The sequence below is a fragment of the Acinetobacter sp. YH12226 genome, from assembly GCF_013417805.1.
GTDB lineage: Bacteria > Pseudomonadota > Gammaproteobacteria > Pseudomonadales > Moraxellaceae > Acinetobacter.
On sequence record NZ_VPDG01000005.1, the window covers coordinates 59,139 to 78,423 of the forward strand.

The window sequence follows — 19,285 nt, forward strand, 5'->3', positions numbered from 1 at the left end:
GGAGAACAGCTGTGCACAACTTATGGACTGTACAGGACTGGCAACACGCCTACCAGAATAACAATATCCAGCTTAGTGACCTGATTGAGTATGTTGCCGGGTTGAATAATGATGATCATGCCTGGATTTCAATTGCGACGGCAGCCCAATTACAGGCACAAATTGATGCATTGACTGGTGCAGATAGTGCAAGCTTGCCACTTTATGGGGTGCCATTTGCGGTCAAGGATAATATTGATGTTGCAGGGTTCTATACCACAGCAGCATGTAAAGAGGCAGCCTATCTGGCGACTTCCGATGCAACAGCAGTAGCCAAATTAAAAGCTGCCGGCGCGATTGTCGTTGGTAAAACCAATCTAGATCAGTTTGCGACAGGTCTGGTCGGTGTTCGCTCCCCATACGGCGCAGTGAAGAACAGCTTTAATCCTGAATATATCAGTGGCGGTTCGAGCTCAGGTTCCAGCGTGGTGGTAGCCAATGGATTAGTACCATTTTCACTGGGTACAGATACTGCAGGTTCAGGACGTGTACCAGCAGGGCACAATAATATTGTCGGACTCAAACCGACCAAAGGCTGGTTTTCAACTACAGGCCTGATTCCGGCTTGCCGCACCATCGATGTGATTTCGATTTTTGCATTAACGGTGGATGATGCCTGGCAGGTGGCGCAAGTCATGCAGGGCTATGATGCCAGTGATGATTATTCCCGAGTACATCCTCAAAATGTACCGAGCCAATTTTCAAAAGGCAAAATTGCCATTCCGGATACACTGGAATTTTATGGCGATGCTGAAACTGAAAAAGCGTTTAACCTGGCGATCGCACGTGTACAAAGCTTGGGTTATACGGTTGAGCCGATTGATTTTGTTCCATTTCAACAGCTGGCGACTGCACTTTACAACCGCTCTTGGGTGGCTGAACGTACCAGTGCCGTGGAAAGAATGGTGCAACGTGAGCAGACCCATCCGGTAATTGGCCAGATTATAGCGCAGGCAGACCGGTTCAGTGCGGTCGATGCCATGCAGGATGAATATGAACGCGCCCGCCTGAGCCGTGTTATTCAAAATACACTGGCAGATTATGATGCCTTGATGGTGCCTACTGCACCCACCATTTATCGCATTGCAGAAGTAGAAGCGGATCCTCTGGTCAAAAACAGCCATATGGGCGCTTATACCAATTTTGTCAATTTTGCCGATCTGTCGGCTTTGGCGCTACCAAATAGCATTCGTGCTGATGGTTTGCCAACGGGCGTGACCTTTATTGCGTCAGCCTGGATGGATGAAGCACTGGCCAAATTCGGGCAAAAATGGCAGCAAGCAAGCCAGTTAAAGCTAGGTACCTCTGAACTTACTTATGAAAAAACAACTGAAATCTCATCGGGGCACAGCATCAAACTGGCTGTCGTCGGAGCACATCTGACCGGTATGCCACTGAATTTTCAGCTGACCACACGCAGTGGCACCCTGATCAAGCAGACCCGGACTGCTTCGCATTACAAACTCTATGCTTTAAAAAATACCACACCGCCAAAACCTGGCCTGCAATACAACGCGAAAGGTTTTTCAATTGAAGTAGAGGTCTGGGACATTCCGCGTGCACTGTTCGGAGACATTGTTGCAGAAGTTCCGGCACCTTTGGGGATCGGCAATGTCCAGCTGATTGATGGCACTTGGGTCAAAGGCTTTATCTGTGAAGGCTATGTACTTGAAGATGCAACAGATATCAGTCATTTCGGTGGCTGGCGTGAATTTATGAAATCTAAACAACTTTCAAATACCAAATTTAAATGTGAATGCATAGGGGAAGTCGCAAAATGATCAAAAAAGCACTGATGTCCGTTTCCGTACTGTCTGCAATCCTTTTTAGTGGCTGTGACAATACCGCTAAAGTACCTGAACCAAATGCCAAGGCAGCAGGGAGTGTGAATACTCAGCCCATCCGGATTGGTTATAGTGACTGGCCGGGATTTGTGGCCTGGCAAGTGGCGATTGAAAAAGGCTGGCTAAAAGAAGCAGGGGTAAATGCCAATTTCGAATGGTTTGACTATTCGGCTTCACTCTCTGCTTTTGCCGCCAACCAGCTAGATGCCGTCATGGTCACTAATGGTGATAATCTGGTCACTGGCTCTGGCGGGACCAAGGGTGTGATGATCATGGCGACTGATTATTCGGCCGGAAATGACGTGATTATCGCCAAGAATGGCATTAACTCAATTGAGGATCTGCGCGGTAAAACGGTTGCGACTGAAAAAGGCCTCGTCGATCACTTGTTACTGTCCACTGCACTGGATGATGCCAAGGTTAAACTGAATGAGGTCAAACTGGTCAATACCATGACCAATGAATTGCCACAGGTTTTTGCCACTCCCGATATTGATGCGATTGCAGTATGGCAGCCGGTGGCAAATCAGGCTTTATCTGCGGTGGCCGGTTCCAAGATTATTTTCACCTCTAAAGACAAGCCTGGATTAATCTACGATACCTTGACCGTGAATCCAGCCCATCTGGAAGCCAATAAAGAGCAATGGAAAAAGGTGATTCAGGTTTGGGATAAAACTGTCAAATACATCAATGACCCGGCGACTCGTGAAGATGCTGCACAGATCATGTCCAAACGGGTTGGTGTCGATGCGAAAACCTATATGCAGTTCATTGATGGCACGCATTTACTTGATCTGGCCGCCAACAAAAAAGTCTTTACCAAAGGAGATGGCTTCGACTCGATCTATGGCTCCAGCTATCATGTGAACAAGTTCAATGTGGCCAACGGCATTTATACGACTGAAATGAATGTGGATGGCGTGATTGTTCCCACATTAGTACAAGAACTCAAATAGAGCATATCTCCTCATTCGGGAATATAATCTAAACCCATAAAAAATCCCCAGATTGGGGATTTTTTACTATCAGATGAATATTAAAAAATTAAAGCTGGGTACTTTTGGAAAAGACATTGATAAAAATAATGCCAATGATCATAAATGCCAGCCCGATCAGCGCAGGAAGATCCAGTTGCTGTTTAAATACCAAGAGACCAACCGTTGAAATCAGGATAATGCCGGCACCAGACCAGATTGCATAGGCAATGCCCATCGGAATGGTTTTCATGGTCAGTGACAGGAAAAACAGGGCAACGGCATAACCGGCAATGGTGGCAAGTGAAGGCCAGAGCACGCTAAAACCATTGGAAGCTTTCAATGCAGAAGTCGCAATGACTTCTGCAATAATGGCAATCGAAAGATATAAAAAAGACATATTTCTCCCTATAACACCCGTTCTGCATGCTGCATCAGGTGATCTTGTTCTGACTTCAGCCAGCTTTCAGCTTGTATAGTCGTGGGGGTTGCATATTGAAATTGGTAATCCGGCTGGTATATATCCAGCTCAAAAATCAGGTCGATTTTACGGTCATCGAGAACCACATGCTGAACCAGACTGCTTTCATTGAGAACTTCAAAATTTTCCAGGTTAAAAGCTTTACCTGTCTCACTGCTGCAGGTGCTGTAAGTTTTAGCTTGACCCTCAGTCCCGATAGAAACCTCAAAACTTTCCACCAAGGCAAACATGCTCGGATCGACAGCCTTCAAATCCATTTGAGCTACTGCACTTTGCACTTCAGGCAAACGTGTCAGGGCATAAGCAATATGATCAGCACAAATAATCAGGCCACCATCCATTTCCAGTGTCTGACCAGATTGAACATCAAGCGCAGACTGAAGACGTAGGCCTAAAAATAAACCGTGCTGTACCTGCTGGCGCCAGTCTTCTACATAGACATTGCTCGGTGAAAATTCCAGAATGCAGTTGCCAATTGCATGCAACTTTGCCGGTTCCGGCCACTGCACATGATTCTGGTAATTGGCGTAGTCTTTCACTTCCCAAGACAAGAGTTGGCTGGATTCATCCCAAAGCGTATTGCCAATCCAGCCTTGGCGTTCCTGAACAGCAGTTCCCGTCTGGCTTTTTAGACGAAGATCAATGGTGAAACTGCGCGACTGAAACCAGTACACAATGGTGTTTTCATCGGTTAGGCCATTATAAAAACTGATACTTTTACGCCGAAAAGCCCCATATAAAAAGTCTGGAATAATCTCTGGCTGAGGGGTGGTGTGCTTTAAAGTCTTAATCACTTCAAACAGATTCATGATGCTGTCTCCGCCTGTTCCTCAAGTCCAAAAGAGGACAGTGGAACCGCATTTTTTAAGACCAGTTCACCGCTAGCAATGCGTTGTTTTAAATATTGAAAGGTCTGGGCGGTCTGATTAAATAGATGCTCGCCCCCGATCAGGGCAGAATATTTGGAATTTTCAGTGTGAATAACCGGTTCAATCACGGTGTCATAATTGCAGGCGCAAAACAGCGGGAATGAATAACGTTCTTCCGAGACCTTTTTCACGCGGTGCTTGGTGGCGAGATATTTACCATTCGACAGAATTTCCATCATGTCACCGATATTCATCACCAGTGTGTTTTCAATCAGTGGAATATCGATCCATTCACCGGCTTTATTCAAAACCTGTAAGCCGGGTGCGGTTGGTAACAGCAAGGTAAAGTATTCATAATCGGTATGTGCGCCAATGCCTTCGGCATCTTGCACTTCCGGATTATAGGGATAGTGAATCAAGCGTAGCTGACTTGGTGCATCAGTAATTTTGCTTTCAAAAAAGTCCTCACGACCGCACAACGCCAGTGCAAAGGCAGAAAAAATCTGCTGGCTGATCTCACGCAGATGGCTGTAGTATTGGCTGACAATAGCCTTGAAGTCCGGATGGTCTGGCCATAAGGTGGGGCCGAGTAAAGGACAGTTTTTTTGTGTACCCTGATAATCATAATTGACATCATAGGCTTCTTTTAAATCATAACTGTTGCCGGCAAACTGTTCTTCGCCAATCGGCACATAGCCACTATGGTTTTTTGATTTGCCAATATAGTGCTGCATTTTGGTGTCCAGATCCTGAGAAAAATAGGACTGGGCCATTTCAATCAGGGCTTTGGCGTAATCAAAATTAAACTGGTCGCCTTGCAGATAAAGAAATCCGACTTCTTTACAGGCATGATCCAGAGCATGAGCAACTTCAATACGATCGGCTAAATCCGGACTTTGCAATTTTGAAATATCAACCAGTGGGAGTACATATTGCGCTTGCATGATAATCACCTCTAATGTTGGTCGTCCAACACAGCGATTAAAACCTTCGGGTCGTCCCAAAGGCATTTTGGATAAGATTATTTATTGCTGCTGACCTTGGTCATACGCGGAATGACCGGCAGTTCTGCCAGTGCCGGATCCAGTTCATCTTCTTCAGCATGCACCAGATAATCGACACGTTGTCTTAACTGTTTAAATTCAGGACTAAGCATGACGTCTGGATGGCGTGGACGAGGTAGATCAACTTCGATAATTTCCTTGATTTCACCCGGATTGGCTTTAAGCGCCACAATCCGGTCGGCCAGTAAAATGGCTTCATCCATATCGTGGGTCACAAAAATGATGGTGATATCAATGTTTTGCCACAGGTCCATCAGGTGACGCTGCATTTTTTGCCGTGTATGTGGATCAAGTGCCCCAAAGGGTTCATCCATCAACAGGATTTTCGGTTCATTGACCAAAGCCCGGGCAATCGCGACACGCTGTTTCATCCCGCCAGACAGCTCATGCGGATACTGGTTTTCATACTTTTCCAGACCAATAATATTGATCCATTCACGTGCCTGCGCTTCTGCCGCTGCACTACTTTGACCTTTCATACGCGGACCAAACATGACATTTTCCTTGACGGTTTTCCATGGAAACAGGGTATAGCCCTGGAACACCATGCCGCGCTCCGGACTTGGGCCAGTAATCGGCTGACCATCCACCAGAATCTCACCACTACTATAAGGATCCAGACCAGCGACTACACGGCTAAAGGTTGACTTGCCGCAACCGGAAGGCCCAATCACACAGATGAACTCCCGCTTATGAATTTTCAAATCAAGGGCATTTAAAACCGTACGCTCGGTTTTGCCATGACTGAATGATTGGGTCAGCTGTTTGGCTTCCAGAATCACCGGACGGCTATAAATCTTGTCAAAGTATTCGCGGGTATTAAATTCAGTGTTTTGCATCAGTTAGCTCCCGGTTTCCATTTAAATAAGCGTTGTCCCAGTTTCATTAAGATCACATCACACAGCAGACCAATCACCCCGATAATCAGGATGGCGGCAAAGACATTATCAAAGTTCTGATAGCGGGCTTGCTGGGTAATAAACCATGTGATTCCTGAGGTACTGCCGATCAATTCTGCTACGATCAGGTACGTCCATGCCCAACCCAGCAGCACACGCAGATTGCGGTAAATTTCAGGCAGGGCCGCTGGAATCACCACATGCAACAGGCTTTTGAGTTTATTGGTGCCCAGAGTAAAACCGGCTTCAATCAGGCTGCGATCCACCAGACGTGTGGTATTGGCAATAATCAGGATTTGCTGGAACAGGGTTCCAATCACAATAATGGCAATTTTGGGTGCATCATTAATGCCCAGAATAGCGACGGCCAGTGCACCAAAGGCAGGAGCAGGCAAATAACGGAAAAATTCAACAAAGGGCTCGGTCAGTTGGGAAATTTTATTTGAAAACCCACATAAAATACCGAGTGGAATACCGACCAAGGAAGAAATAAAGAACGCAGTAAAGACCAGCTTGATACTGTGCCACAGACTTTCATGAAACCAGGGTGCATTGGCCTGAGCAGGCTCCGTGGTAAAGGCCGTGACCAGTGCAATCGCAACTTCATGTGGTGCAGGCAGATAAATCGGGTTGACCAGAATACCCTGCGGCGGAGCCAGACCCTGATCTACCGCAGACTGAGCAGCAGAAAAAAACTGGTCTTTATCAATACGACTTTCGACCTGTAAATAGGCAACACTACCTGAATCAGTAATCTGGACTTGTGGATGCCAGATAAATGGCAAGTAGCTGACTGCACACCAAATTAAAATTGGTATTAAAAAAGACCCCAAGCCAAACAGCAATTTATTTCTTTGACTGAGTTCACGTGCAACGTAACTCATAGTGTTGCCCCTCAATATTACAAATTTTATAAAACGTAATACTAAATAAGCAAAATGGATGCCATTTCATCCCAAATCCTGAAATGACTTTAAAAAGGACTTATTTTTATAGCAAAAATTAGCAGACAACTCTTAATCATATTCAAGAAGTTAGATCAGAATGCAGAGATTTTTTAATCATTTTTTGGAAAATAGACTCAATGAAAAAGACCTGAAAAATCAGGCCTCTTTTTTCAGTAACATCATTTAGCCAATAATGTCTGCATGCTGGCTTTGCAAACTATAGATGCACTGTTCTGCAATCTGTTTTTTCTCGGCTACGGTCATTTCAATATCTTCCCATTTCTGCATCTGCTGCAGGAGCCAGATAAAATCATCGACTTTCGGTTGGGCACTTTTCCCAACAAAATTCCGGATAATATTCTTGATCTTGTAAAAGTCATAGACATGCCGCTGGGCGGAACATTCAAACTGAATAATCTGATAATCGACTAACATGTCCCATACTTCTGATAAATCACTGCGCTGCTTTAAATCATCCTGCGCTTTTTGTACTGCCTTGACCACTGCCTCTACAGTAAATGGATGCTGTTCTGCCCATTCCTGGGTCATGGCCAAGACTTTATCGGCAACTTTAGGAATGACATTCTGACTTGCAGCCACAATAAAGCTATAGCCTTCGAGCTTGGCCTGAATATTCCAGGGTTCTCCTACGCAAAAGCCATCAAACACCTGTGCTGAAATGCCTTTGACCATGAAAGGTGGTGGAGAGGTCATCAGGTGAATGGTCTTGGCCAGTTGTGGATCAGTCAGGGCCAGCCATTCTTTCAGGCAGTAATGGTGGATTGAATATTTATAGACATAGGCCAGATTGATGGGCTTATTCTGTTGTAAAGCCGTCACCAGTTTCTTTGAGGTGCTTTGTTCATCATCCTCAGGCTGGATGCCAAGTTCATAGCACAGATCTTGTCGCAGGCTAATAAAAGCCTGATTGACACTCAGCACTAAAGGGGTTTGTAAGGCCACCTGTAACTGGTCTGTGCCCAAAGCAGCAGCAGGCAGCATGGCGGACAGACAATGCGCCGCATCCAGAAAGCCATAGGCCAGACGGTCTCTTAGACTGGACCAGGACGCTTCCCGGATTAAATTGATTTTTAATCCCTGTTCGGCAAAATAGCTCTGTTTCTCTGCCCAGAGTATGGCAACACAGTCAAGTAGCGGAATATAGCCAATATTGAGTTCGGTTTTTTCTAATGTAGACATATGCTTTTCCTTATTGGCCCAATAACAGCTTCTGTGCATCCAGCAAGCGTCTGGCCATTTCACCAATGGTAATCCGGTGACTCATGGCATTTTTACGTAATAAAGCAAAGGCTTGCTCTTCAGTTAGGGCATGTAGCTGAATCAGCAGGGCTTTGGCTTTATCAATATCTTTACGGTCAGTCAGCTTGTCCTGGGTTTCTTTTAAATCATCGAGCAGCTTTTTATGCTTACGAAACTGCTCAATGGAAATTTCCAGAATGCTTTCCAATTTGGTGGGATCAATACCATCGACAATATAAGCCGTGATTCCGGCATCAATCGCACTTTTGATGGTGTCTTTATTTGAGTTCTGGGTAAACAGGACAGTCGGAAGTTCATATTGGCTGACGCAGCTTTCAATAATATCCCGATGTGGATGATCCATATTCAGCAGAATCACATCCGCATGAATGCCTTTGACATGCACCATATTCAGGTCATTCAGGATGAGGCAGGCCACCACCTGAAAATCATGTAAAAGCAGGGATTCCTGGATAAATTGAGCGCGCTCCAGATCATCATCAATAAGAGCTATTCGTAATTTGGACATGGAATATTTTCAAGTAAGGCCTAAGGAATATTCAAGCACCAATCAAGCAAAAAACATGCCATTAATTTGGTGCATAAAAGTCCGCTGATGTATTCAATTTAGTGCACAACTTAAGGTGCAACAGCCGTCAAGTGCTCAAAATGAAGCATCTGGCTGGATGATTTGTCGTTAATTAGGCGTTTCTACTTTAATAAAAGTTGGCACGATTTATGCTTTTATTAAATCGTCAAAGATGACTTTCAATACTAACAACGGCCAACGATGTCCGTTCTGATCGTAATCGCACTCTCAAGGAGTGTGATTGAAGTTTCGTTCAGCACAGGATAAATGACATGGTCAGTTGTTCAGCAATACAAAACGCATCAGCGTTACAACCTTTCGTCCAGCAAGACAAGCAGCCAGGACGCGGTCTTTACAACATATTCAATCAGCAGACATATCAATGCCTAGACTTGATATGTGGCTTTTTATCATCTTTAAAAAAACAGTAATTGGAGTGCAGATATGAAAATTCTCATGATTGGGCATGGCATGGTGGGGCATAAATTCATCGAATCTGTACTTGAACAGGCCGGTGATGACGTCGAGTTGACCATTTTGGCGGAAGAGCCGCATTTGGCTTATGATCGGGTACATTTAACTGAATACTTTAGCGGCAAGACGGTTAAAGACCTCAGTCTTTGTCGTAGTGATTTTGCCGATGCTTATGGCATTGACTTACGTTTGAATACCCGCGCAATTGAGCTGGATCAGCTGAATAAAACGGTCACAACCAACCACGGCGATGTACTGAGTTTTGACAAGCTGATTCTCGCTACCGGTTCTTATGCTTTTGTTCCACCGATTCCGGGCAACGACCGTCAGAACTGTTTTGTTTACCGCACCATTGAAGACCTGGATGCCATTCGTGCGGCCAGCCTGAATGCAAAAACAGGCGTGGTGATTGGTGGCGGCTTGCTAGGGCTGGAAGCAGCAAAAGCCCTGCGAGATCTGAATCTGGAAACCCATGTGGTAGAGTTTGCGCCACGTCTGATGGCGGTACAGATTGATGATCTAGGTGGTCGTGTATTACGTTCCAAAATCGAAGATCTGGGCGTGAAAGTACATACCCAGAAAGCAACGTCGTCTATTGAAGATGGTGCAAATGCCAACCATGTCATGAAGTTCGGTGATGGCGCTGAACTGGAAACCGATATCATCCTGTTCTCGGCAGGGATTCGCCCACGTGATGAACTGGCGCGCCAGAGCGGTCTGCTGTTGGGTGAACGTGGCGGTATCATCATCAATGATTATTGCCAGACTTCACATCCGGACATTTATGCGATTGGTGAATGTGCACTCTGGGACAATAAAATTTATGGTCTGGTGGCACCAGGCTATGACATGGCGCGTATTGCAGCAAAACATGTCCTCGGTCAAGACAGTCATGCCTTCGCCGGTGCAGACATGAGTACCAAGCTGAAACTGATGGGTGTGGATGTGGCCTCAATTGGTGATGCACATGCCATGACACCGGGTGCGTTAAGCTATTTCTATGCCGATGAAGCTGCACAGATTTATAAGAAAATTGTGGTGTCAGCAGACAAGAGCAAATTGCTCGGTGCGGTGCTGGTAGGCTGTGCCAAAGAATATAACGATCTGCTGCAAATGATGCTGAATGGTCTGGCTTTACCAGAACAACCAGAAAGTCTGATTATGCCGGGCTTTGATCAGGCCACTTCTAAATCCGGCGGTAGTGGTGTCGATCTGTTGCCTGACAGCGCAACCATCTGTTCATGCAATAACGTGTCTAAAGCAGATATCTGTTCTGCGATTGAAGGTGGTGCAACTTCATTGGGTGCACTGAAAAAATGCACACAAGCTGCAACTGCCTGTGGGGGGTGTGCACCGCTGGTCACTCAGGTTTTAAAATCTGAATTACAGCGTCAGGGTGTCACAGTGAATAACCATCTGTGTGAACACTTTGCCTATTCACGTCAGGAACTGTATCACCTGGTACGCGTGCATGAGATCAAGACATTCTCTGACCTGATTCAGCAACATGGGCACGGCATGGGCTGTGATATCTGCAAACCGACTGTAGCCAATATTCTGGCATCCTGTTGGAATGACTTTGTCCTAAAACCTAGCCATGCCGGTTTGCAGGATAGCAACGATTACTATCTCGGCAATATCCAGAAAGATGGTTCTTATTCGATTGTGCCACGTGTGGCAGGCGGCGAAATTACCCCGGATGGCCTGATTACCATCGGTCAGATCGCCAAAGATTATGGTCTATATACCAAAATCACAGGCGGACAACGAATTGACATGTTTGGTGCACAGGTACATCAGCTGCCTGAAATCTGGGAAAAACTGATCAATGCCGGTTTCGAGTCCGGACATGCCTACGGCAAATCCTTACGTACGGTGAAATCTTGTGTGGGTAGTACCTGGTGCCGTTTCGGAGTCGATGATTCTGTCGGCTTGGCGATTTTCCTTGAGAATCGTTATAAAGGCCTGCGTTCACCACATAAAACCAAAATGGCAGTATCTGGCTGTACCCGTGAATGTGCAGAAGCACAGAGCAAGGATGTCGGTGTCATTGCCACCGAAAAAGGCTGGAATCTATATGTATGTGGCAATGGCGGTATGAAACCGCGCCATGCTGAACTACTCGCCTCGGATCTGGATACTTCCACACTGATCAAATATATCGACCGCTTCTTTATGTTCTATATCCAGACAGCAGATCGTCTGCAACGCACCAGCGTATGGCGTGACAATATGGAAGGTGGGCTGGACTATCTGAAAGATGTCATTGTGCATGATTCACTGGGTATTGCTGCTGAACTGGAAAGCCGTATGCAGCATGTGATTGGCACTTATCAGGATGAATGGCGCACCGCGATTGAAGATCCTGAAGTACGCAAACGCTTTAAGACTTTTATCAATGCCAAAGCAGCTGAGCAGAATGACCCGAATATTCAGTTTGCGCCTGTACGTGGCCAGATTCGTCCAAAGACAGAAGCTGAACGTGATTTAAACCGTATTCCAGTGGTTGAAGCCTAAATACCACAGTCAGGGAGAATGAAAATGACAATTTTAAAAGACATGAACGAACTGAACTGGTATGAAGTCTGCAATCTGGATGAGATCACTCCGAATACCGGTGTGGCAGCCCTGATTGAAGATCAGCAGATTGCAATTTTTCGCGTGGGTCAGGAACAGCGGGTTTATGCACTCAGCAATCAGGATCCGTTTAGTCTGGCCAATGTCATGGCACGTGGCATTCTGGGTGATCTGCAAGGTGAGCGTGTAGTCGCATCCCCAATTTACAAGCAGCATTTCAGTCTGGTGACCGGTCGTTGTCTGGAAGAACAAGAGCAGAAATTACTGGTATTTCCAACCCGAATTGAAAATGGCAAAGTTCTGGTGAGTCCGACTCCACAAAAAACTTATATTTCCAGTAATGGTCAAAACACAGAGCGCTTAAAACTGGTACTGATCGGGAATGGACTGGCGGGCATGCGTTGTCTGGAAGACTTGCTGGATATGGCGCCAGATCGTTATGACATTACCGTGATTGGGGAAGAGCCATGGGGCAATTACAACCGGATCATGTTGTCACCGGTATTGTCTGGTGAGAAAAGCTTTGCCGAAATTATGCTGCATTCAGCCGACTGGTATGCTGAAAAAGGCATTCGATTCATTGCTGGGGATGCTGCCATCGCTATCGACCGTTCGCGTAAACAGGTCCACACCCAACAAGGCGAAGTCGTTGCTTATGATCGTCTGATTCTCGCCACTGGTTCCAAACCCTTCATGCCACCTATTCCGGGTGCTGAACTTGAAGGCGTGATTAGCTTCCGGGATATTCAGGATGTTAACCGCATGCTGGATTACTGCAAAACCAGGCAAAATGCCGTCGTGATTGGAGGTGGGTTGCTGGGTCTAGAAGCAGCTTATGGACTGAAGCAGCAGGGGATGAATGTAACTGTGCTGCATCTGATGGACCGTATTATGGATCGTCAACTGGATATGAAAGCCAGTCAAATGCTGAAAAAATCAATTGAAGATAAAGGCATCCGGATCATCACTGAAGCCAACACCGAAGAGCTGCTCGGTATTGATGGTCACGTGACTCAACTGCGACTAAAAGACGGGACAATGCTGGATGCCGATTTGGTGGTCTTCGCCGTCGGGATTCGACCAAATAAAACCCTGGCTGAACAGGCTGGTCTGCGCTGCAATCGTGGGGTGCTGGTGAATGACACCATGCAAACCTATGACCCGAGTATTTATGCAGTGGGTGAATGTATTGAGCATCGTGGTCAGACCTTTGGACTGGTTGAGCCATTATGGGGACAGGCCTTTATCTGTGCGACGCATCTGGCTGAACATGGCCGACTGACCTTTAAGGCACCGACTGTTCCGACCCAACTCAAGGTCAGTGGATGTGATGTCTTCTCGGCAGGCAATTTCGAACCTCAGGATGATTTTGAAGATATCGTGCTGAATGATGAAAAACGTCAAATCTATAAACGGATCATCATCCAGCAGGACAAGGTCATTGGTGCGGTGCTATTTGGTGATACTGAAGATGGGGCTTGGTATGCAGAACTGATTGCAGACCAGACACCAATTGGTAATATCCGCAGCAAACTGCTTTTTGGTCGGGATTTTGCATTAAAAAAGGCAGGGTAATCGGATCAATCTCCCTCAACCCCTCTTTGGAAAAAAGGGGACCCTCACTCCTTTATTAAAGGAGGGTTGGGGAGGATTAAAGCTTTTGAGACATAGAAAAAATTTAAATCAAACCTGTAAAAGCTAGATATCAGAGATTTGGTGAAACAAGTGAATTTGGATGATTAAGGAGCGCAGCAGCAATGAATAGTATTCCGGTTATGGAACTACATAGCTCTACTGAATCCCAAATAAAAACCACTCAGACGACCTGTCCTTATTGTGGAGTAGGCTGTGGTGTCATCGCGCACGTAAGCCAAACCTCGATGGGTGAAAAGGTTCAGATTGAAGGCGATGTTCAGCATCCTGCGAACTTGGGCAAGTTGTGTATTAAAGGCAGTCATCTCGCCGATACACTTGGCTTAAAAACCCGGCTTCTGCATCCGATGACAGGTCGAAAAGAACAGCGGCAAATAAGCACTTGGGATCATGCCATTTCAAGTATTGCCAATAAATTTCAGCAATATATTGATCAGTATGGACGTGACAGCATCGCCTTTTACGTCTCCGGCCAGCTTTTGACTGAAGACTATTATGTGGTGAACAAGTTTGTAAAGGGCTATCTCGGTACTGCCAATATTGATACCAATTCAAGACTGTGCATGTCTTCTGCTGTGGCGGCACATAAACGGGCTTTTGGCGAAGACCTGGTACCGGCCAGCTACACAGATTTTGAGCAGACAGAAATGGTGGTTTTGGTCGGATCCAATACCGCCTGGTGCCATCCGGTGCTTTATCAGCGCATCATGCAAGCCAAAGAAGAGCGGGATTTATTTGTGGTAGTGATTGATCCACGCTTTACTGCAACCTGTGAAGCGGCAGATTTACACTTGCCGATTTTACCAGGTCAGGATGTCGCGCTGTTTAATGGCTTGTTGCAATATCTTCAGCAACATGGCCATGCTGATCTGGATTTTGTTACCCAACATACTCAAGGTCTGGAGCAGGCACTTGCCAGCAGTTTGACAGAGTCATCACTTGAAAGCGTGGCAAAGCGTACTGGTATTGCTATTAAAAAATTAACCTTATTTTTTGAGAAATTTGCCCAGACCGAAAAAATCATGAGCCTGTTTTCCATGGGTGTAAACCAATCCTCTCAAGGCGTAGACAAGGCCAACAGCATTATCAACTGTCATTTATTGACAGGAAAAATAGGCAAACCCGGTTCAGCACCTTTTTCCATGACCGGACAGCCGAATGCGATGGGCGGACGGGAAGTCGGTGGGCTGGCCAATATGCTGGCCAGTCATCTGGATTTGGATAATCCGCAACATCAGCAACTGGTGCAGGATTTCTGGCAAAGCCCGGTCATCGCGCGGCAGCCCGGATTAAAAGCAGTCGATTTATTTCAAGCGGTGGAAAGCGGGAAAATCAAAGCCATCTGGATTATGGCCACCAATCCGATCGTGAGTTTGCCCGATGCAGATCAGGTTAAACGCGCTCTGGAGAAGTGTGAATTTGTGGTGGTCTCCGATATTTGTCTCAACACCGATACCACGCAATATGCCGATGTACTGTTACCGGCACTGGGTTGGGGCGAAAAAGATGGCACAGTCACCAATTCGGAGCGCCTTATTTCCCGGCAAAAGGCTTTTTTGCCGGCTCCGGGTGAAGCTAAAGCAGACTGGTGGGCCATTTCTCGGGTGGCTAAAGCTTTAGGTTTTCGCGGTTTTGACTTTAACAATAGCCATGACATTTTTCTGGAACATGCCCGTTTATCTGCCTATCAGAATAGTTCGCTTTCGCAACGTGAAAATACACCCAATTTTCGCTATTTCAACCTGCAAGGTTTAACTCATCTCGGTTTTGCGGAATATCAGAATCTGGCACCGATCCAGTGGCCGGTCTGGGATAAGCAAGAAGTTCATCAGGTTGGTCAACTATTTAGCCAAGGCCAGTTTAGCCATGCAGATGGCAAGGCCAGACTGGTGCCAATAGTTGCAGCCGATCCGGTACATGCTATTTCTGCTGAATATCCTCTGATCCTGAATACCGGACGCATTCGCGATCAATGGCACACCATGAGCCGTACCGGATTATCTGCCAGTTTGTCCCAGCATCGTGCCGAGCCTTATTGTGAGTTGCATCCGCAAGATGCGCTGAAGTATGGCCTGAAAGATGCTGAGCTGGTCGAGGTGAAATCCGCTTGGGGAAGTTGTGTACTCCGTGTGCAATTTTCACAAAATATGCGACGTGGCCAGATTTTTGCACCGATTCACTGGAACGACCAGTTTGCGTCCGATGCGCGGATTGGAAAAGTGGTGAATCCGGTGGTTGACCCGATTTCTGGCGAGCCAGAATTTAAGCATACTCCGGTCATGATCCAGCCGTTTTATACCCAGTGGCAGGGCGTGTTGTATGTACGGGAAGGCTTTGAACAGCAGATTCAGACCATGATTGAAAATACGGTGTGGTGGAGCAAAATTCAAACCACTCAGGCCATCCGTTATGAATTGGCAGACCGTCGCCGTTTTTCTGACATCACCGGGCAGATCAAGAGCCTGTTAGCCTTTGATGATGAAAGCTTTGAATGGCTGAATCTCGAAGATCAAACGGCGCATATCAGTCATAGTGTGGTGCTTCAGGATGGCCAGTTAATTGCCAGTTTTTATATCGCACCGGCGGCATTATTGCCAGATCGTGACTGGGTGGCAGGCCTGTTTAGACGTGAACGTCTGAGTGCATTACATCGTAAAGCATTGCTGGCAGGTCAGGCCATGTCGATGGGAAATAGTGAAGGGCCATTAGTCTGTAGCTGTTTTAAGGTCGGCAAGAACCGAATTATTCAAACCATTAAAGATAAAAATATCACGCATGAAAAACAGGTGACTGCATGTCTAAAAGCCGGAGGAAATTGTGGTTCATGTTTGCCAGAAATTAGAGGCCTGATTAAAGTCTGCCAGACGGAGTACATAGAATGAAAAGAAGAGTGATGAAGACGGTGTCTTATCCGGAAACCGATGTGGTGATCCTGGCCGGCGGTTTAGCGCGGCGCATGAATGGCATCAATAAATTGCTGCACAAATTTGATGATGAAATCCAGCTGATTAAAATCCATCAGCAGTTGAAGTCCCGGGCAAGCAAAGTTTGGGTCAATAGCCATCGGGATCATTCCATTTATAAACGGATGATTCCTTCGATCGACTTTTATCAGGACGATGAACCGGGTTTTCAGGGACCATTGATGGGCATGAAGAGTGCCTGGTCATATGTACAATCTGATTATGTGCTGTTCGTGCCTTGTGACGTGACCTATATCCCCAAAAAGGTCATTTCACGTTTACATCAGGCCTTGCAACGACATCCTTTATCTGAAGTGGCGGTAGTTGAAATCAATGAAAAGGCATTGTTTCCATTCTGTCTGATGAAACGCAGCAGCTTCCCCACGCTTATCCAACACCTTGAAAATGATCAGCACAGTTTAAAACTCTGTTTTGCTGACATGCATATGCAGCGGGCAAGTTTTAAAAATCGTGCCCTGTTTTTCCACAGTATTAATTCATTTGACGAGCTACAGCAGCATCAACAGCTTAACTTTCTTTAGCATTTAAAATGCTAAAAGCCGAATCATCATATTCTGGCTCACCAAAATATTGCTTTTTTTATTTTTCGAGCGAAATTTTGGACTAAAAAAGAAAAAATATTACCCATTAATATTCATTAAACATAAATTTGTGCAAAGTTGGAACACTTATTGCTCATTCATTGTGAAGAAATAGGGCAGTAAATCAAGACTGTTAAATAACCGTGCAGATCTCATCATGGACCGCAGCAATGAACAGCATGACAGCTTTAGCACCTCGCAGTATCTTTCAGGATCAGTTTGGACGCCAGAAACGTAAGTTGCGGATCTCGGTGACTGACCGTTGTAATTTCAAATGCAGCTATTGCATGCCTGAACATCCGGAATGGATGAATAAAAAAGATTTGCTCAGTTTTGAAGCCCTGTATGCTTTTTGCGAGTTTATGGTGCGACACGGGATTGAGCAGATCCGGGTGACGGGTGGCGAACCGTTGATGCGTCAAGGTATTGTTCATTTTATTGCTCGCTTGCAGACATTGAAAGCCTTTGGCCTGAAACGTATTTCCATGACCAGTAATGGCCATTATTTAAAAGATTATGCTCAAGCGCTTAAACAGGCAGGACTGGACGATCTGAATATCAGTCTAGACAGTCTTGATCCAAAGCAGTTTCAGCAACTGACCCAAAAACAGTTACAGCCTGTACTTCAAGGTATTTCTGCCGCACAGCAGGCAGGTTTGACCGTCAAGATCAATAGTGTGCTCATCAAAGGCATCAATGACAATCAGATTATTCCTTTGGTGAAATGGGCACAGCATCAGGCTATAGAACTGCGTTTTATTGAGTTTATGCCCCTCGATGGCGATCAGAAATGGAATCCGTCTGATGTCATCAGTGAGCAGGATATCCTGGATCAACTGAAAACTGAATTTGATGTCCAGGTATCTCAAGGACAAGGCGCCAATCCAGCCCGTGGCTATTTGGTCAATGGGCAGCCTTTGGGGATTATTTCCACCATTACCCATTCATTTTGCAGTGATTGTGACCGTCTGCGCCTCAATGCCCAAGGTGAATTTTATAACTGTTTATTTGCCAGACAAGGCCTGAACCTTAAGGCAGATATCGAACAACTGGCGCTGGATCATTTCGCCACACAGACATTTCAGCACAAGCTCCACGCTTATATCTGGCATAAAGAGGCCGGCTTCCATGCGATCCAGCAATCACCAATACAAAAGCCGATCCGAAAAATCAGCATGCACAGCATTGGAGGATAAATATGTCACTCACTCAGCAAAAATTAATTCATATCAGAATAGAAGCCTTCGGTGCGATTGAACGACAAATCCCCGCAGATTTGAGTTTGCAATGCGAGTCTGAAATTCAGGTTTCTGCAGTCCTGAACCAGTTGCTATCCATTTATCCTGATATACAGCCCATGCTGGAACGTTGCGCCTGTGCAATCGGTGAAGACATCATTTCCAGACAGAACGTTTTAAATCGGGACAGTACGCTGGTGCTGTTATCGCCGGTAGCAGGAGGCTGAAATGCAACTCAAACCATTAAAACAATTTGCCCGAATCCAGCAGACTGCTTTTAGTCTGGAGGATTTTGATGATATTCAGCATTTTCCGGAATGTGGTGGAATCGGCATCTTTGTCGGAACAGTACGTAATCATCATCAGGGGAAAGCTGTGCGTGCCCTGAAATATACTGCCTATGCGCCTGTGGCTGAAAAAATGATTCGTGAAATTGAACAGCAGATCCAGACCAAATACCAGGTGTCTTATGTGCGGGTGGTGCATCGGACTGGTGAGTTGGAGGTTGGGGAAACAGCCATCATTGCTATGGCTTATGCGGCCCATCGTCGTGAGGCTTTTGCTGCCTGTGAGGAAGCTGTGGAACGGGTGAAGCATGAAGTTCCGGTCTGGAAAGAAGAATTTTATATGGATGGTAGCAGTCAATATGTCGAAGGCTGTTGTATCCGAAAAGATCATGGACCTGAAACGGACCACTCTCATCATGCAGAAGATCCGCATTGTCACCATCACCATGTAGCACCACACGCTTACCAATTACTATCTAATTAAATGCGTCTAATGAGGATGCATAAGATGAATCAATTTAAAAC

Annotated in this window: 16 protein-coding genes; 9 read left to right on the plus strand and 7 right to left on the minus strand. The window is 45.9% G+C overall.

Annotated features, from left to right (window positions below; translation table 11 throughout):
• Nucleotides 1-11 precede the first annotated feature (11 nt).
• Nucleotides 12-1,820, plus strand: a complete 1,809-nt coding sequence (atzF, locus tag FTV08_RS07375; protein ID WP_180086987.1) for an allophanate hydrolase — start codon at nucleotides 12-14, stop codon at nucleotides 1,818-1,820.
• A complete protein-coding gene (locus FTV08_RS07380) occupies nucleotides 1,817-2,839 on the plus strand; it encodes an ABC transporter substrate-binding protein (RefSeq protein ID WP_180086988.1) in 1,023 nt (340 codons plus the stop codon). The genes atzF and FTV08_RS07380 overlap by 4 nt, the downstream gene beginning before the upstream one ends.
• 88 nt (nucleotides 2,840-2,927) lie before the next feature.
• Here FTV08_RS07380 and FTV08_RS07385 read toward each other — a convergent pair whose 3' ends face one another.
• From FTV08_RS07385 to FTV08_RS07415, 7 genes are all read right to left on the minus strand, one after another.
• Nucleotides 2,928-3,257, minus strand: coding sequence for a multidrug efflux SMR transporter (locus FTV08_RS07385; RefSeq protein WP_004280373.1), 330 nt, complete (start codon nucleotides 3,255-3,257; stop codon nucleotides 2,928-2,930).
• Between the two features lie 8 nt (nucleotides 3,258-3,265).
• Complete coding sequence (locus FTV08_RS07390) at nucleotides 3,266-4,147, minus strand: hypothetical protein (protein WP_034683063.1); 882 nt, start codon at nucleotides 4,145-4,147, stop codon at nucleotides 3,266-3,268.
• Nucleotides 4,144-5,151, minus strand: a complete 1,008-nt coding sequence (locus tag FTV08_RS07395; protein WP_180086989.1) for an isopenicillin N synthase family oxygenase — start codon at nucleotides 5,149-5,151, stop codon at nucleotides 4,144-4,146. Before FTV08_RS07395 ends, FTV08_RS07390 begins: the two co-directional genes overlap by 4 nt.
• A gap of 77 nt (nucleotides 5,152-5,228) precedes the next feature.
• Nucleotides 5,229-6,110 carry an ABC transporter ATP-binding protein gene (locus FTV08_RS07400; RefSeq protein WP_044110889.1) on the minus strand — a complete coding sequence of 294 codons (882 nt, stop codon included), beginning with the start codon at nucleotides 6,108-6,110 and terminating at the stop codon, nucleotides 5,229-5,231.
• On the minus strand, nucleotides 6,110-7,054 hold the full coding sequence (locus FTV08_RS07405) for an ABC transporter permease (protein ID WP_180086990.1): 945 nt from the start codon (nucleotides 7,052-7,054) through the stop codon (nucleotides 6,110-6,112). The genes FTV08_RS07400 and FTV08_RS07405 overlap by 1 nt, the downstream gene beginning before the upstream one ends.
• 246 nt (nucleotides 7,055-7,300) lie before the next feature.
• Nucleotides 7,301-8,317, minus strand: a complete 1,017-nt coding sequence (locus FTV08_RS07410) for an ABC transporter substrate-binding protein (protein WP_180086991.1) — start codon at nucleotides 8,315-8,317, stop codon at nucleotides 7,301-7,303.
• Nucleotides 8,318-8,327: 10 nt separating this feature from the next.
• The gene (locus FTV08_RS07415; protein WP_019836997.1) at nucleotides 8,328-8,906 is read right to left on the minus strand and encodes an ANTAR domain-containing response regulator; all 579 of its coding nucleotides are present in this window, start codon (nucleotides 8,904-8,906) and stop codon (nucleotides 8,328-8,330) included.
• A gap of 504 nt (nucleotides 8,907-9,410) precedes the next feature.
• Between FTV08_RS07415 and nirB the strand changes: the two genes are divergently transcribed.
• The 7 genes from nirB (at nucleotide 9,411) to FTV08_RS07450 (ending at nucleotide 19,244) form a co-directional block, all read left to right on the plus strand.
• A complete protein-coding gene (gene nirB, locus FTV08_RS07420; protein ID WP_218947190.1) occupies nucleotides 9,411-11,957 on the plus strand; it encodes a nitrite reductase large subunit NirB in 2,547 nt (848 codons plus the stop codon).
• A 24-nt stretch (nucleotides 11,958-11,981) separates the two neighbouring features.
• Nucleotides 11,982-13,592: a nitrite reductase small subunit NirD gene (gene nirD, locus FTV08_RS07425; RefSeq protein WP_180086992.1), complete on the plus strand. Its 1,611-nt coding sequence runs from the start codon at nucleotides 11,982-11,984 to the stop codon at nucleotides 13,590-13,592.
• 182 nt (nucleotides 13,593-13,774) lie between these two features.
• Nucleotides 13,775-16,552 (plus strand): nitrate reductase, encoded by a 2,778-nt coding sequence (locus FTV08_RS07430; RefSeq protein WP_180086993.1) that lies wholly within the window; start codon nucleotides 13,775-13,777, stop codon nucleotides 16,550-16,552.
• Nucleotides 16,549-17,175, plus strand: a complete 627-nt coding sequence (locus tag FTV08_RS07435) for a molybdenum cofactor guanylyltransferase (protein WP_180086994.1) — start codon at nucleotides 16,549-16,551, stop codon at nucleotides 17,173-17,175. Before FTV08_RS07430 ends, FTV08_RS07435 begins: the two co-directional genes overlap by 4 nt.
• Before the next feature lie 230 nt (nucleotides 17,176-17,405).
• The gene (gene moaA, locus FTV08_RS07440; RefSeq protein ID WP_153566669.1) at nucleotides 17,406-18,431 is read left to right on the plus strand and encodes a GTP 3',8-cyclase MoaA; all 1,026 of its coding nucleotides are present in this window, start codon (nucleotides 17,406-17,408) and stop codon (nucleotides 18,429-18,431) included.
• 2 nt (nucleotides 18,432-18,433) lie between these two features.
• Complete coding sequence (locus tag FTV08_RS07445; protein WP_180086995.1) at nucleotides 18,434-18,700, plus strand: MoaD/ThiS family protein; 267 nt, start codon at nucleotides 18,434-18,436, stop codon at nucleotides 18,698-18,700.
• 1 nt (nucleotide 18,701) lies between these two features.
• Nucleotides 18,702-19,244, plus strand: coding sequence for a molybdenum cofactor biosynthesis protein MoaE (locus tag FTV08_RS07450; RefSeq protein WP_180086996.1), 543 nt, complete (start codon nucleotides 18,702-18,704; stop codon nucleotides 19,242-19,244).
• The last annotated feature ends 41 nt before the right edge of the window (nucleotides 19,245-19,285 follow it).